Source organism: Sphaerospermopsis kisseleviana CS-549 (assembly GCF_028329225.1).
GTDB lineage: Bacteria > Cyanobacteriota > Cyanobacteriia > Cyanobacteriales > Nostocaceae > Sphaerospermopsis > Sphaerospermopsis kisseleviana.
This window is the reverse complement of sequence record NZ_JAQMTI010000091.1, coordinates 1-16721: the sequence shown is the minus strand read 5'-3', so window position 1 is coordinate 16721 and position 16721 is coordinate 1. Positions and strand designations below refer to the sequence as shown.

The window sequence follows — 16721 nt, the reverse complement described above, 5'->3', positions numbered from 1 at the left end:
GGGGACTGGTGACTGGGGACTGGTGACTGGGGACTGGTGACTGGTGACTGGTGACTGGGGACTGGTGACTGGGGACTGGGTTAAGATGAATAACCCAATCACCAATTACCAATTACCAATTACCAATTACCAACTACCAATTTATTAATCTTTAATACCAGATATTGAGGTAGGGTGAATAGTGTTTGAGTTGGAGATAACATAGGAGATCATGGAAGAACCGATATAAAAACCACAAAATATTAAAGTTCCAAAAAAAAACGTAAAGCTAACACATTTAACAGCAAACGGAAAAGAAAATCTACCTGATTTACCAAATGTGGAAAAGCGCATATATTTCCTCGGTGTGGTGTTGATGGTAGATAACACCTGGGGAATATTTAGACGCTGATTAATTCAACTTGCAGAATTATAGAATTATAGAATTATATTTATGACAGAAAATCAGAGATATTTCTGTTGAATATTTATCATATTTTAGGACTTACGCAAGATGTGACTGAAAACCTTATTCTTGCGTAGGGGTAATTCATGTAGCTTGCTTCCCGAAGGGTATTACCCCTACTTTCGTTCCCTTTTGCGTAAGTCCTGATATTTGTTAGCTTGGGAAGGTGTGGGAAGATAGAGAGAAATATTTTAGATTATAAATTTTAGATTGAATTTGCAAAAAACAATCCAAAATCCAAAATCCAAAATCCAAAATTCATAACTCCTGACTCCTTATAAATCAGAATTTATGTTAAAGACTTCTAATATTTGTCTGCAAATTTGTTTGAGTTTGTCACCAATAACAGGAGAAGGTAAAGACTCACCAACAAAACTCCATTGATCTACTGTTGACAGTCGCCATGCTTGCCCACGATGATCAAATCCTGATACTTCAATCCCAATAGCTCGCCGAGATTTATTGATGGGATCTTGATAAAAACGGATTTGAAATAAAACGCTACGACAGCGCCAAGATTTGCTGATTCCCGGAAAGTGAAAACCGATGTCGATGGAATCAGGATCTACGAGTTCCCTGGTTTCTGGGTCATTATGCCAAGGTTTAAGATCGCTTTTGGCATCAGGAAACTCTAATTTAAACAAGTTCACTACTGTAGCAATCTTGCTGGCTAGTTCAAGGTTTGTTGCCTGTTCAGCTGCATTCACGTTAAAACTCTCCTAATATCGCATCGGTCTGTGGGGGATGTGAAAACAGAAAACCCGCCAGAAGGTTTGTCTTATTAGTGTTTCAGCTTATCAAGAACATTGGAAGTTTTGCAACTGTGAATGAAGATTTCCTCACATTTATCACAGGAGTCAGGAGTCAGGATGCCAGAATTTCCTCCCGATGAAGTGAGAGAATTTTTGACAAAACTTTCACTAGTAGGAACGAAAAATTACAGTAGCGATCTAAAATGACACTGTAAATTGGTAAACAAATAGCAAATTAATTTCCTTTTATGGTGCGTCAACGCTCTATTTTGTCACTGATTCTTGTACTCTTGACTACATTTCTGATCAGCTGTGGCAGTCCTAGTGTTGCTACTGCACCTCCAACTTACACACCGGCTCAAGTTGCCAAAATTCAGGAATATTTTCCTGATATTCAGGTGGTGCGCGATCGCTCACAAGAACTGCAAACCCTGATTCAAAGCGGTGAATGGATCAAGGTGGGTAATTTTATTCATGGACCAATGACGGAAGCTAGGCTGAATATGACCTATGTTATCCCCAACCTATTACCCCAAGACCAGTCTAAAGCCAGACAAATTACCAAGGATTTATTGAGTGATTTGGTAAAAATTGACAAAGCTGCTGGTGCAGGTAACACCAGTCAAGCTTTAAGTGCTTACAAAGATGCCTTTGCAGATGTTGACAAGTTCCTACAACTGATTCCAGAGTAAAGTGACTGGTGACTGGTGACTGGGAACTGGTGACTGGGGACTGGGGACAGTAATAGATTTACCCATTATCAATTACCAATTACCTATTACCAATTACCTATCACCAGCTTTAACCAGATAACTAATCACTGACAACTAAATAACTCTGAGTCTTGAGTCACAAAACGCTAGGTTAATCAAGTGATAGGGTGAAGAGGATAGTCTTAACTCTTCATCCCTCACTGTTTACAAAATTTATGAATATAGTAATTATCGGTTGTGGTGTAGTTGGGGCAGCGATCGCCTATCAACTGAGCCAAATTAAAGGTTTAAATATCACTGTTTTTGAGAAAAACCAACCAGCACAAGGTTCTACTGCTGCGGCTTTGGGTGTTTTAATGGGCATTATTAGCCATAAAACCAAGGGTAAAGCTTGGCAGATCCGCGAAGAAAGTATTAAACGTTATCAAACTTTAATTCCTGAACTGGAAGGTATGACAGGGCGGAAAATTCCTTGTAACCGTCAGGGTCTTGTCATGTTATTGTCTGAAGACCCAGAACACCCTTTAGAAAGTGGTGTGGAGGTAATGACAGATTGGGAACAATTACGGGAAATTCGTAAATCTCAAGGATGGCAGTTAGCTGTGTGGGACAAGGAAAAACTAGAAAAATTCTGTCCACAAGTTAATAATTCTACTGTGATTGGTGCTGTTTATTCTCCTCAAGACCTGCAACTCAACCCCACAGCGTTAACTTTAGCTTTGGTAGATGCAGCGCAACGCAATGGGGTAAAATTTAAATTTGGTGTGGCTGTACGCAATCATCAAGCCCCTTCTACTGACATAGTTCAGATCACGCCCCATGTTACTGAAAAACTTAAATTTATGGAAACTTCAGAAGCTAAAGTTGAGGCAGATTGGTTTATTGTGACTGCTGGCTTAGGTTCAACTTTACTCACTAGACAATTAAATCATAAGGTAAATATTCGCCCAGTTTTAGGACAGGCTTTATATTTAAGTTTAGGACGGGTTTTAGGCAATCCTGATTTTCAACCAGTAATTACTGGCAATGATGTTCATCTTGTACCTATGGGTAATGGTGACTATTGGGTGGGTGCTACGGTAGAATTTCCCAATAATGAAGATGAGATTTTAGCTAAAAAAGAATTGTTAGAATCTGTCAAACAACAGGCGATCGCCTTTTGTCCAGATTTATCTGAGGCGAAAATTCTCCGCACTTGGTCTGGTATGCGTCCCCGTCCTGAAGGTAGACCAGCACCCGTGATTGAAAAATTAGCTAATTATAGTAATGTGATTTTAGCCACTGGTCATTATCGCAACGGTGTTTTACTCGCACCTGCTACAGCTTCAATCGTGCAAAATATGATTATGGATCAAGGTTCTTAATATTAGGTGACAGGTGACAGGTGACAGGTGACAGATTAATTAATCAATTTTTCCATCCTGATTTAATCCTGTAAATCCTTAAATCCTGGACATCCTGATTCTGACAAAAAGATTTAATTAATTAATCATCAAGTTCATCAGGATTAACACCCAACTGACGCAATTTTTCAGCCAGTATTTCCGCTTTTCTTTTTGCTTGAGTTGCTTCTTGTTCAGCAAGAATAGCTCTTTCTTTAGCATTAGTAGCTTCTTCTGTAGGTTCAGGAATTAATTCTCCATCAAGAGTAAACCACCTTAACCACAACTTAGAAATACCACGAAATGAACCTGACCATAATCCTAAACTTAAACCTAACTCTGGCATGGGTAAAAGTCCATTTATTAAATTCATTGGTTCATAATGACCACCAACTAAATGAAATGCGCGGAGTTCATTGGTATAACGACTAAAAACAATATAGTAAGGAATCCGCAAAATACGTTCATAAACTTCCCATTTTGTAGGAGGTTTATTTGTAGGCGGTTGATCTTTTTGACTTTGCTTGTTACCTAAATCTTCATCTTCTGTACCAGGAGATAATAATTCCACTACCACAAAAGGATTTGCTGTTTCTTGCCAAGTCACATAACTTAAACGTAAATCTTCACCTTTATATAACCTAGAAACACCAATTACACCAAACCAATCTGGACGTTTATACCATAAAGGATGCTCTAAATGATAATAAAGATTCAGATCAGCAGCACTATAAACCAATTCTGGTGGCCAGTTTATAGGTTGAAAAGTTAGGTATAAAAGTAATGGTTGTAAAAAATGAAATTCGTCTGGCAAACCTTTTTCCTCTGGGTTCTCACTAGGTAAATCATACATTGTGGGTAGGCTTTCCCAAGGGGGAAGGGGAGGATCTGATTGAGAATTTAGGGGAGGGGATAAAGTCATAAATAAATTAAATAACCCAAGTTGCTAGTTAGGAATAGGAGTCAGGAGTCGTAGGGGCGAAGCATTCGGAAAATAACCTGTGATCAAAATTGATAATTGGTTGCCCGAATGCTTCGCCCTTAGAGGATGTTTGAAAAGTCGGAAAGGATGTAAAAAAGCTCTCTCAGTATAAGCTGTGAATAGATAATAAACAGGACCCAGAGAGTAGTATGAGTAAAGCATACCCCAGTAACCTGACCTTTTTAGTAGTACAACACAACTATATTGAGGTTTTTTGTTGAAAATGTGTGTCCAACATTGCTAAGAAGTGTTAATAAATTATGTAAAACCGCTATGTTTGGTAGTTTTTGAGGTTTAGTGTTTACGTGACACAACGCAGTATTGTTTAAGTAATTTACATTTATATGTCTAAACCACATTGTTGCTGCTGAGGTATTTACTGAAGATTTATTACAATACTTATCTTTTCAGCAAAGAAATTTAACAAACAATAATCTAGAAAAATATTTACAACCACACTTAAATTTGATTATTATTTTTATTGATATATGACTTGCTACATCAAGCTATAAATCAGATGTAAAAATCTTATTAAGCAAAAGCTTGAGAAGATGGAGGAGAGGGGGTATTGCAGGAAAGCCCATTCCGGGTAAAACCGGGAAAAGTAGCTTAAAGATATTTGTCTATAACACTACTAACTGTTATGCAATTGAACGAAGTAAAGAGGCACAAGTAGAAATTTCTCAAATAATGGTGACAGCATGAAACTAGACCAACTGAAAGCAAATGTAATTGTACATGGTTCAATTTTTCCAGAACCAGTACAGGTATTGGTCGTTGTATCAATGGGTGATGCAATAAAACTCATTGGTACAGGAGTCAACACTAACCATACCTATCAACCAATTCTCAATGCTGAACAGTTGGAACAGTTGGAATCTACACCGGAAAAAGAACCCTTTGATGGTAATTCCCAGCATTTTCGGTTCGGTGTAGAAGCATTACGTTTGGGGTTGTCCTATGAATATGACCCTTATTTCGCGTTGGCGATCGCTCGTGTAGACCCCTTACCACACCAACTAGAAGCAGTTTACGACTATTTCCTCAAACAACCACGCATCCGGTTCTTACTCGCAGATGACCCCGGTGCTGGAAAAACCATCATGGCAGGGTGACTACTGAAAGAACTGAAAGTGAGAGGATTAGTTCAACGTACACTAATTATCACCCCTGCTAACCTGACATTTCAATGGCAGCGAGAACTCAAAGACAAATTTCGAGAAGAATTTGAAGTGATACGCGGTGATGTGCTACGCGCTAACTATGGTTCTAATCCCTGGCAAGAAAAAAATCAAGTTGTCACTTCCGTATCTTGGGTTTCTCGCATCGAAGACGCAAAAGACAGTTTATTAAGAAGTAACTGGGACTTAATTATTGTAGACGAAGCACATAAAATGAGTGCCTACAGTTCCGATAGTAAAACCTTAGCCTATAAACTCGGTGAAGAACTGGCAAAAATTACCGACCACTATTTATTAATGACAGCCACGCCCCATAAAGGTGATCCAAAAAACTTTTGTTTATTCCTAGAATTATTAGACCGAGATGTTTATGGAGATGTCCAAAGTTTAGAAGAAGCAATGAAACGGAATAATGCTCCTTTTTACCTACGTCGCACTAAAGAATCGTTAAAAACATTTCCCGATGCAGAAACAGGAATTGTGAAAAAACTATTCACTAACCGTAAAGTTGAAACCATAGAATTTCAAATTGATGCAGAAGAGTTAGCATTTTATAATGCACTTACTGATTATGTAGAAGACCAATCAATCAAAGCTGCCAGTGATGATACAGCCAGAGGTAGGGCGTTAGGTTTTACCATGGCTATGTTACAACGTCGCTTTTTTTTGTGCGTTGGGCGATTCAGATCGTAATGGATTTTGGTGAAGTTAATTTGTTGGCTGGTGCTGGTGGTTCACCTGAATCGGTTATTAAAAGAGTAGTAGATGGAATTAATTATATTGTGAATTCTAATTTGGAGTGTGGTGATGTTGTACAGTCATCAGCTTCTTCGCATCCTTTACCTGATAACTTTATCCAAGCATTTATTACCGATCCACCTTATTTTGATGCAGTTCCCTATGCAGATTTATCTGATTATTTTTACGTATGGTTAAAAAGAGTAATAATAGGGTCTTGTAAGAGTTTGTTCAATTTAGAATTAACTGATAAAGATGAAGAATGTATAGTTGATGAAATCAAGGGTAAAGATAGGGATTATTTTGTACAAACTATGACTAAATCCCTAAAAGAAGGTCGTCGTATTCTACAACCTCATGGTATAGGTGTAGTTGTATTTGCCCATAAATCTACATCTGGGTGGGAATCTCTTTTACAAGCGATGATTGAGGCGGGCTGGATTGTAACAGCATCTTGGCCTATTGATACCGAAATGAGTTCACGTCTTAGAGCAAAAGATTCTGCCGCCCTCGCTTCATCAGTTCATATAGTCTGCCGTCCCCGCAACTCTGATGATATCGGCGACTGGCGCGACGTACTCCAAGAACTGCCCCAACGCATACATGAATGGATGCCCAGACTAGCATCAGAAGGCGTAGTAGGTGCAGATGCCATCTTTGCTTGCCTCGGACCCGCTTTAGAAATATTCTCCCGCTACTCCAGCGTTGAAAAAGCCTCCGGCGAACTTGTCACCCTCAAAGAATACCTAGAATACGTATGGGCAGCAGTCTCCAAAGAAGCACTGAGTATGATTTTCTCAAACGCAGATACTACCAGCTTTGAAGAAGATGCCCGCCTCACCGCCATGTGGTTATGGACACTTTCCACAGGTAGCATTGACAACAACGAAACCAGCGAATCAGAACCCGACGACGAAGACGACGAAACCAGCAGCAAAACCAGTAAAACAGGCGGTTACACCCTAGAATTTGACGCAGCCCGGAAAATAGCCCAAGGACTAGGCGCACACTTAGAACAACTTACCCGCTTAGTAGAAGTCAAAGGCAGCACCGCCAAACTTTTACCAGTATCAGAACGTACACAATATTTATTTGGTAAAGAAGAAGCCCAAACCCCCAGCAAAACCAAAGGTAAAAAAGGCAAAAAGAAAGAAACCGAACAACTCAACTTATTCGCAGTCCTGGGTATCCCTGAAACAGAAGAGGATACAGACTGGGGAGAAAAAACCGTACCCCAACTAGGTAACACCACATTAGACCGCATTCACCAAAGCATGATTTTATTTGCAGCCGGACGTAGCGAAGCCCTGAAACGCTTTTTAGTAGATGAAGGAGCAGGAAACGACCAACGCTTTTGGGGACTTGCTCAGGCATTATCAGCATTATACCCCATCGGTACAGAGGAAAAACGCTGGGTAGATGGGGTATTAGCCAGAAAGAAAGGACTAGGATTTTAATTTTCATGGAAGCTAACTTTATGACGAAAGTAAATCTAGACTTACCCCCAGAAGTATTTTCAGCCCGTCGTCTTTCCCCAGATGACTTTGTACGTGATATGCGCCTAGCAGCCGCTATATACTGGTATCAAAAAGCGGAAATTTCTCAAGAGAAAGCTGCACAAATTGCCGGGTTAAACCGCCGCGACTTTCTTGCAGCCCTAGCCCGTGAACAAGTGGATGTATTTTCTGTAGATTTTGATGATTTAGAACAAGAATTAGCCCGTGAATAAAAACCTGTATTTTGTCCCCAACAATTACCTATTAAAGCCCAAAGATTAAGCCGTGACTGAAAAATTGCCAAGTATTGCCATCAAACCTGCAATTAACACCTCTCCCCTAATTTTTTTGACTAAAGGTGGTTTTCTCCATTTATTGCAGATAGTCAGCCCGGAAATCACTGTTCCTCAAGCAGTGTCCACTGAAATTCAGGCTTATGGAGAAACAGACATCACCGCCTCTAGTCTCGCTCATACCTCCTGGTTGGTAGTGACAGAAACACCTCCCATACCCAGCATCATTCAAACTTGGGATTTAGGGGCTGGTGAATCTGCGGTTTTAACTTGGGCTTATGTAAATCCTGGCACTGAGGTAATTATTGATGATTTAGCAGCCCGTCGTTGTGCAGCAGCTTTGGGCATTCCCCTCCGGGGAACTTTAGGTATAGTTCTTACAGCTAAACAACGAGGGATAATTCCATCTGCACGCCCAGTTTTAGAACAACTGCGCCTCTGTGGAATGTATTTATCTGATAAAGTGATAAATCAAGCATTAAGATTAGTAGGGGAATAATTCTATATCCTATCCAAATCCTTCACTTTTGAGATCAATTTTCTCATTTATAGCTGTAGCCAGGATGATTAGGACATGATTGAGTATTGAAACCTAATCATAGTAAGGGTTTTACTATTGCCTTTTGCCTTTTGCTTTCTGCTATAAGCCCCGTTCAAGTTGAAACCTATAGTTTTTTTATGGCGCAAACTCAAGTTTTCAAGATGGATGGAGTTTAGCAAATAAATTGTTCAAGAAGTTCTGGTTTAACTTCATAACCCAAACACTCCCCACTCCGCACTCCCACACACATTTAAATTTATTTATGGCAACTATTAAACCTTGGTACAAAATTGATGGACTAACACCCCGCGAAGACCTACGGGAAGGTAAACCTTTAGATGCTGCGGAATTTGCAGTACATTTAGACCAGGTTAGAAATCAAAAAGCACCTGCTGACTATCAACAACCAGAAAGGTTTTTTGAACGTACCTATTTAACTAAATATTTAACAGAATTTTCCGCCCAAGTTGTGCGACGTTTATCGGGTGAAAAAACAGAAACTTCTGCTATTTTTAATCTTTCTACTCAATTTGGTGGCGGTAAAACCCACGCCTTAACTTTACTTTATCATTTAGCTAAAGGTGGTGCTATTGCTAATAATTGGACTGGTGTACAAAAGATATTACAAAAAGCTGGTATTTCCTCAGTTCCAAAAGCAGCAGTAGCGGTATTTGTCGGCACTGAATTTGATTCTCTTAATGGCCGCGGTGGTAATGATGGTACACCATTACGGAAAACTCCCTGGGGAGAAATTGCTTATCAATTAGGTGGAGAAAATGCCTTAGCTATATTAGCACAACACGAAGCAGAATTTATTGAACCTAAAGGCGATGTTATTAAACAATTTCTGCCTAAAGATCAACCCTGTTTAATATTAATGGATGAAATTATTAATTATGTTAGTTCCTATCGTGGCAAGGGTTATCACAACAGTTTATATAATTTCATTCAAGCATTATCAGAAACGGCTAGAGGTTTAGATAATGTAGTGTTAGTAGTTTCCATTCCCGCTTCCGAAATGGAATACACCTCAGCCGATGAAGGAGATGAACAAAGATTTAAAAAAATGCTGGATAGGGTGGGTAAACCTATCATCATGTCAGCAGAAGCGGAAACTTCAGAAATTATTAGAAGAAGACTATTTGAATGGGATGCTGGGGCTGTCAGTGCCGATGGTAGGATTATGTTACCAAAAGATGCTATTAATACCTGTAATGAATACGCAGACTGGGTACTAGACCACCGTCAACAGCTTCCCAATTGGTTTCCTGTGGATAACCCCCGTGAAGCTTTTTATGCTACCTATCCTTTCCATCCCTCAGTGCTATCAGTATTTGAGCGCAAATGGCAAGTTTTACCCCGCTTCCAACGCACCAGGGGAGTATTACGACTCCTAGCATTGTGGGTATCTAATGCTTACCAACAAGGATATCAAGTCGCACACCGTGACCCCTTAATTACTTTAGGAACAGCACCACTAGATAACCCCCAATTTCGCGCTGCTGTTTTTGGACAATTAGGCGAAGATAGATTAGAAGGTGCAGTAACAACTGATATTTGTGGTAAAAAAGATTCCCATGCTATTCGTTTAGATATGGCAGCTGATGACCAAATTAAAAAAGCACGACTGCACCGCAAAGTCACAACCACAATATTTTTTGAATCTAATGGTGGTATTTTACGTGCAGAATCTACTATACCAGAAATTCGGTTAGCAGTAGCAGAACCATCTTTAGATATTGGCAATGTAGAAACAGTTTTAGAGACACTAGCTACAGATTGTTATTATTTGTCAATAGAAAAAAATAAATATCGTTTTAGTCTGTCACCCAACTTAAACAAAATTTTAGCAGACCGTCGCGCAAATGTTCAATCATCAAGAATTACAGAAAGAGTCAAAGCCGAAATTAAAAAAGTTTTTACTTCTCATCCAGGAATACAATTAATTTACTTTCCAGAAAATTCTAGTACGATTTCTAGTCGTCCTGTTTTAACTTTAGCAATATTAGCACCAGAACATTCTATCCAGGATAGTCAGACTCTAAAAATGATAGAGTCCATGACTAAAGAATGTGGTACATCAGATAGAACCTTTAAAAGTGGGATAATTTGGGCAGTTGCTGATACTGATACCAAACTGCGAGAAGAAGCGAGAAAAGTTTTAGCTTGGGAAGATATACGGGACGAGGAACAAGGACTAGATGAAAACCAAAACCGACAATTAGGAGAAAATCTGAAAAAATGTGAATCCAACTTAAAAGAAAGCGTGTGGAATGCCTATAAATATGTTGCTTTATTGGGTAAAGATAACAAAATTCGTGTAATTGATTTTGGACAAGTTAACTCTAGTCAAGCCGATAAATTAGTTAACTTAATTATCAATAAATTACGGCAAAGTGACGATGTTATTGATATTATTAACCCTCGCTTTTTAAGCAGAAATTGGCCACCAGCATTTACAGAATGGAGTACCAAAGCTGTCCGCGATGCTTTTTTTGCATCTCCATTATTTCCCAGACTGTTGAATAGTGATGCTGTCAAAGAGGCCATCTCTCGCGGTGTCAAAGATGGAACTTTAGCTTATGTTGGTAAAACCAGCAATGGTTATGAACCGTTTCACTACCAATGCACCTTTACCTCTGCGGAGGTGGAAATTTCTGAGGATATGTTCATCATCACCCAAGAAACAGCAGCAGCTTACCAAACAGCTTTAGCTGCAAGTGTAACAGTTTCTGAAACCCCATCAACGACACCGCAAACCGAGCCAACTGGTACTTACACCCCAGCTAATACTAACAGTAGTTCTGCACCTATTACAAACACTGTAGGAGAGAAACCAGCATCCTATGTTAGCAATAATACTAATCAGCCCCAAGATGAACCAGAACCAACAAAAGAACCTGAGATTATAACCCCAGTTGCATTACCCAAATTATTAAAGTGGAGTGGTGTAATTACACCGCAAAAATGGATGAACTTTTACACGAAAGTGCTGACCAAGTTTGCTACTAATAAAGACTTAAAATTAACATTAAAAGTGGAGGTTCTAGTAGAGGGAGAAATAGCTACCCAAAAGATTGAAGAAACAAAAGTAGCTCTGTCTGAGTTGGGGCTAAATAATGATGTTGAGACTGATATACACGAAAATCGCTAAAAGAATTTTACTGTTTACTTTCATATAATGGATATGCTACCAGATAGAAAAATTACTGAGATTAACCTCAGATTTCATAAATTAGGTTGGGATAAACAAAAAAGAGAGGAATATAATTAGGGCTTGCTGAATAAATACAAAAACTCCCCGCGTCGGGGAGAGGTTTGGAGAGGGGTTTATTTATACATTAAAAACTTTTCAAACATCCTCTTACAGGAAAATTTGCTACTTTAATGTAGTTACTCAATGTAGTAACTCTTCTACTTGATGCTGACTCCACAATTTTTGATATAATCCTGGTTGTTCCACAAGTTCTGAATGTTTACCAATTTGTACAATTTTACCATGATCCATAACCATGATTCTATCAGCAGTCGCCGCTGCTGAAAGTTGATGGGTAATGAAAATCACGGTTTTCTGTTTTGTACCGCTAGAGAGATTTTTCAGAATTTGGGTAGCAGTTTGATTATCCACACTAGAAAGGGCATCATCTAAAATTAAAACTGGAGCATCAATTAACATAGCTCTAGCTAAAGATGTACGTTGTCGCTGGCCACCGGAAAGGGTAATTCCTCTTTCACCCACAATTGTTTCATATTCCTGGGGGAAATTATTAATTTCAGCGGCTATTTGAGCAAGATTAGCAACAGCTTCTACCCTTTCTTGTTCACTAATGGGGTCGCCATAACGGATATTATTTTTAATGGTGGTACTAAACAAAAAACTATCTTGAGGAACGTAAGCGATCGCCCCTCGTAAATCATTTAATACTATTTTTGTAACATCCAAACCATCTAAAAATAACTGTTCCTCCTGAATATCCAACAACCGTGGTAAAGCATTAGCTAAAGTAGATTTTCCCGAACCAATAGCCCCGACCACTGCTACCACTTCCCCTGGTTTAATAGTAAAGTTAATATCATCTAAAGCCGGGGTATTAGCACCAGGGTAGGTGTAACTAAAATTTTTGGCTGTAACTTCACCTTTAACTGTATTTGTGGGTAGAGAAATAGCATCAGGTGGATCTTGAATTTTGGGAATGATACTAAAAATTGATTCTAACCGATCAATACTAACTTCACCTCTTTGGTAAGCAGTAATGGTAAAACCTAATAAAGCCGTGGGGAAAACTAAACGCTCTACATAAATCAATAAAGCCAAAAAATCACCCACAGCCAGATTACCAGAAGATATCCGCATAGTTCCCAACCAAATAATAATTAGGGAACTAATATTAGCTAAACCACCAATCAGAGGAAACAGAGTACTGCGGGTTTTAGCTAATGTCAAGTTAGCTGTTAATAAAGCCTGATTTTTCTTTTGAAAAGCTCGACGCTCATTTTCTTCTTGAGCGTAAATTTTAATCAAAGAAATACCACTGATATCTTCTTGGATCAGTTCGCTAATATCCGAAAGTTGTTCTTGGACAGCAGCTTGTTGTGTGCGTAGGCGATCGCTAAAAAAATGCACCAACAAAAACATAAACGGATAAACTGCCAGAGAAGCTAAAGTCAGATCCACACTAATTGATAGCATTACTGGCAGCGTCAGAGTATAAGCAAAAAAAGTATTTGCTAAACTCAATACCGCAAAACCCAACAACCGCCTGATATTGTCCACATCGCTAGTAGCCCGACTAATAAGATCACCAGAAGTATTACTGGCAAAATAAGACGGTTCTAGTTGAAGTAAATGCTCAAAAATTCGCTGTTTCAGTTCAAATTCTACCTGACGACCCACACCAAAAATCCAGATGCGGGAAGCCATACGCATCATCCACATTGCGGAACTGAGGGCGATAATGATTACTACATAACGTAGTACCTGATCCAATCTAAAAGTTGTGGAAACTGTATCCACCCCAGAGCGAATCAGCAAAGGAATATAAACGCCCAACCCATTGACAGACAATAAGGCAATAATGCCCAAAGCAGTATCCTGCCAATGGGGACGTAAGTAACTACCGAGTTTAGCAAGCCGTCGAGATTGTGCCATTTAAGCAATTTTACACTTTGTCATCCTAAATCGCAAAAGGCAGGGGCATTGGGCGATTCAATGAAAGGATTTTGGATTTTGGATTGTTTTTGTCATCTAAAATCTAAAATCTAAAATCTAAAATCTAAAATTTTACTGCCCCTGCCTCCTGATCACGAGCGCCCACGTAAGAAAACGTAAATTTGATTAAGATAACTTTCCCAAACTTGGGTTGTGAGTTGCAGAGTTTCCGCATTAGGTACAAAATCTTCTACACGCAACCCCCTTGTACTGATAGCTTGAGGATTTTGTAGTAGATAAGATGGGATTTTCACATCACCCACAGGTAAGATGCCAGCAGTCATCACATCGGAGATGGTATTGGCACTGTTAATAGTTTGGTTAATAGCTGGTACTGTTGCTACCAATGTAGGAGGAGGCAATATAGCTGCAACTGGTGATCTAACTAAAAAGTAAGCAATAGCGGGTGTACTCGACAATAACAAAATTGTCAACGCCCAACCTAACAAATATCCCCCTGGTTTTTCTATGCCACCGCCTTTAATTTTTTGGGCAGCAAGCATCAACATTAAAGTGGCTGCGCCCAGAGGTTTGAGAGGAAACGAGATAAACCGCCACAGGGATGCCACCGCAGGTTCACCAGGATTAAAAAATGCCAAAGCTAAAACAACCAGTACAATCCCTAACACAAATCGGCCAACAAAGCTTACTGTTGGGTAGAATCTTTGGAACAAAGAATAGGCAACAACGCCAATTAATAGCCACAATAAGACCCGGCTGAGTAATTGAAACATAGATTAACTCTCTAATTTTCTTGTGCGGCTAGTCTATGAGGATCAGGTATAGCAACCACCAAGGCGGTTAAAACCTCAGTGTAGTAATGGAAGTCTGGCTAAAACAGGGTGTTACTCCTGAACGGCAGTTGCTTCACTTGGGGAGACCCCAAGACCGCACTGCCTCCTCCTGACTCCTGTACGGGCGAAGCATTCGGGCGACTAATTATCAATTTTATGAAAAGGCTATTTTCCGAATGCTTCGCCCCTACGACTTCTGACTCCTGCTATAAGTGGGTTTATTTTATCGTCAAACTGCAATTTATCACTGACTTAAAAATAACTCCCACTTCACGCACACAGACTACCGTCGTAGTGATTTTAGAGCAAATTTTTGACACTGAGTGTATTATTTGGAATTTTTCAAAAGACTAACCTAACACCAGTGGCATAAATTAATTGAGTAGTCGTCGTCAACTCGTTAAAAGGAACAACTATGTCAACGCAAAACCCCACCGTCCTAGTCACAGGGGGAGCAGGATACATCGGTTCTCATGCCGTGAAAGCCTTACTGCAAGCGGGTTATCAGGTGTTAATCTTGGATAATCTGGTCTATGGCCATCGAGATTTGGTAGAACAGGTTTTGCAGGTAAAACTCATTGAAGGTGATATAGAAGATCGTCCCCTGTTGGATCATCTGTTTCAAACCCACAAAATTGAAGCAGTTATGCACTTTTCTGCTTATGCCTATGTGGGTGAATCCGTAACTGACCCGGACAAATATTACCGTAATAATGTTGTGGCAACTTTGACGTTATTGGAAGCGATGCTGGCAGCGTCTATTAAAAAATTTGTCTTTTCTTCTACCTGTGCCACTTACGGAGTCCCAAAATTTATCCCTATCACTGAGGATCATCCCCAAAATCCCATTAACCCCTATGGTGCTACTAAGTTAATGGTGGAAAGGATACTCTCGGATTTTGATGTTGCTTACGGTTTAAAATCTGTATGTTTCCGCTATTTTAATGCTGCTGGTGCTGATCCTAGTGGTTTATTAGGAGAGGATCATAATCCCGAAACTCATTTAATTCCTTTGGTATTACAGACAGCTTTAGGTCAACGCCAATCAATTTCTATTTTTGGTACTGATTATCCCACCCCTGATGGTACTTGTATTCGTGATTATATTCACGTTTCTGATTTAGCAGATGCCCATATTTTAGGTTTGGAATATCTGCTTAAAGGTGGTGAAAGTAATGTTTTCAATTTAGGTAATGGTAACGGTTTTTCTGTGAGAGAAGTTATTGCTGCTGCTCAAGAAGTGACAGGAATAAATATATCAGTTCAAGAATGCGATCGCCGTCCTGGTGATCCTCCTTCTCTCATTGGTAGTAGCGAAAAAGCCAGAAAAATCTTAGGTTGGCAACCTATATATCCTGATATCAAAGATATTGTCACTCACGCCTGGAACTGGCATCAAAAAAGGCATAAGTAGGAGATTGGTGATTGGTGATTGGTGATTGGTGATTGGTGACAGAAAAAGGCAAAAGGCAAGAGTTTATTCTTACCAATTATCAATTATCCATTATCAATTATCAATTATCAATTACCCATTACCCTCTTTTCAGTGTTTTCACTACAAAAACTACAATTCCTATAGATAAAAGTAAAATTGCCACGATAATTATAGGTTGTACAAAACCTATAACCGCATTTTGTTGTTGATTATTCTGTTGATTATCTTCAATTACATTTTCTACTACTTGTGGTGTTGCTATTGCTTTACCTGCGGCCACAGTAACTTGAAACTTTAACTCAAAAGGTCGAAAACTCTCTGCTGTTGCTGGTTTTCCACTCAGTTGCAGTTCATAAACTCCTGGTTTGGGAAAAATTATGTCTGCTCCTGGTATGCCTTGATACCGTTCAGCATCAACGGGTTTTAAAGGAGGTTCAAGCAGTGCCGGTTCTTCTGGTGCATGGGGTTCTGCATAAATAGCCAACTCACAATCACACTCTTTTAAAGGTAGAACTTTACCACCTTTACGAGTCAAAGCAAACCAAGTTGCCGCAGGTTCACCAGCACGGGGATTATCATTAGGTTCAATGTGGATAGTACCGCCAATATCACCTGATATTTTGACCGTATGGGCAGAAGCAACAGGAAGAGATGTAAATGTTATAAATAACAAAAGTAGGAATAATTTGTAATTCATAATTGGGAATTGGGAATTGGGAATTGGGAATTGGGAATTGGGAATTGGGAATAAATAATTATC

General features: G+C 39.4%; 14 protein-coding genes. 9 read left to right on the top strand and 5 right to left on the bottom strand.

From position 1 onward, the window contains the following. Positions 1-720: 720 nt before the first annotated feature. Positions 721-1152, bottom strand: a complete 432-nt coding sequence (locus PN497_RS06770) for a hypothetical protein (RefSeq protein WP_096567238.1) — start codon at positions 1150-1152, stop codon at positions 721-723. Between the two features lie 293 nt (positions 1153-1445). Between PN497_RS06770 and psbQ the strand changes: the two genes are divergently transcribed. Next, positions 1446-1889, top strand: coding sequence for a photosystem II protein PsbQ (psbQ, locus tag PN497_RS06765; protein WP_096567236.1), 444 nt, complete (start codon positions 1446-1448; stop codon positions 1887-1889). A 236-nt stretch (positions 1890-2125) separates the two neighbouring features. Beyond that, positions 2126-3274 carry an NAD(P)/FAD-dependent oxidoreductase gene (locus PN497_RS06760; protein WP_096567234.1) on the top strand — a complete coding sequence of 383 codons (1149 nt, stop codon included), beginning with the start codon at positions 2126-2128 and terminating at the stop codon, positions 3272-3274. 121 nt (positions 3275-3395) lie between these two features. On the opposite strand, the gene PN497_RS06755 is transcribed toward PN497_RS06760, so the two are convergent. Beyond that, the gene (locus PN497_RS06755; RefSeq protein ID WP_096567232.1) at positions 3396-4214 is read right to left on the bottom strand and encodes a Uma2 family endonuclease; all 819 of its coding nucleotides are present in this window, start codon (positions 4212-4214) and stop codon (positions 3396-3398) included. Between the two features lie 761 nt (positions 4215-4975). Between PN497_RS06755 and PN497_RS06750 the strand changes: the two genes are divergently transcribed. The 6 genes from PN497_RS06750 to PN497_RS06725 all read left to right on the top strand — a co-directional run bounded on the left by PN497_RS06750 (position 4976) and on the right by PN497_RS06725 (position 11677). Next, positions 4976-5389, top strand: a complete 414-nt coding sequence (locus tag PN497_RS06750; RefSeq protein ID WP_272109830.1) for a hypothetical protein — start codon at positions 4976-4978, stop codon at positions 5387-5389. An 18-nt stretch (positions 5390-5407) separates the two neighbouring features. Further along, positions 5408-6148: an SNF2-related protein gene (locus PN497_RS06745; RefSeq protein WP_272109829.1), complete on the top strand. Its 741-nt coding sequence runs from the start codon at positions 5408-5410 to the stop codon at positions 6146-6148. Further along, on the top strand, positions 6148-7650 hold the full coding sequence (locus PN497_RS06740) for a hypothetical protein (protein WP_272109828.1): 1503 nt from the start codon (positions 6148-6150) through the stop codon (positions 7648-7650). The genes PN497_RS06745 and PN497_RS06740 overlap by 1 nt, the downstream gene beginning before the upstream one ends. A gap of 20 nt (positions 7651-7670) precedes the next feature. Then, a complete protein-coding gene (locus PN497_RS06735; RefSeq protein WP_096572637.1) occupies positions 7671-7922 on the top strand; it encodes a UPF0175 family protein in 252 nt (83 codons plus the stop codon). A 52-nt stretch (positions 7923-7974) separates the two neighbouring features. Continuing rightward, positions 7975-8481 carry a DUF3368 domain-containing protein gene (locus PN497_RS06730; RefSeq protein WP_272109827.1) on the top strand — a complete coding sequence of 169 codons (507 nt, stop codon included), beginning with the start codon at positions 7975-7977 and terminating at the stop codon, positions 8479-8481. Positions 8482-8785: 304 nt separating this feature from the next. Then, positions 8786-11677: an ATP-binding protein gene (locus PN497_RS06725; protein ID WP_096567230.1), complete on the top strand. Its 2892-nt coding sequence runs from the start codon at positions 8786-8788 to the stop codon at positions 11675-11677. 243 nt (positions 11678-11920) lie between these two features. Here PN497_RS06725 and PN497_RS06720 read toward each other — a convergent pair whose 3' ends face one another. Then, a complete protein-coding gene (locus PN497_RS06720; protein ID WP_096567228.1) occupies positions 11921-13672 on the bottom strand; it encodes an ABC transporter ATP-binding protein in 1752 nt (583 codons plus the stop codon). Positions 13673-13824: 152 nt separating this feature from the next. Then, complete coding sequence (locus PN497_RS06715) at positions 13825-14466, bottom strand: hypothetical protein (protein WP_096567226.1); 642 nt, start codon at positions 14464-14466, stop codon at positions 13825-13827. A gap of 475 nt (positions 14467-14941) precedes the next feature. On the opposite strand from PN497_RS06715, the gene galE reads away from it, so the two are divergent. Beyond that, entirely contained in the window at positions 14942-15940 is a 999-nt protein-coding gene (gene galE / locus PN497_RS06710; RefSeq protein ID WP_096567224.1) for a UDP-glucose 4-epimerase GalE, read from the top strand. A 118-nt stretch (positions 15941-16058) separates the two neighbouring features. Here the strand turns inward: galE and PN497_RS06705 are convergent, their stop codons facing one another. Beyond that, entirely contained in the window at positions 16059-16658 is a 600-nt protein-coding gene (locus tag PN497_RS06705) for a hypothetical protein (RefSeq protein ID WP_096567222.1), read from the bottom strand. Positions 16659-16721: the final 63 nt, after the last annotated feature.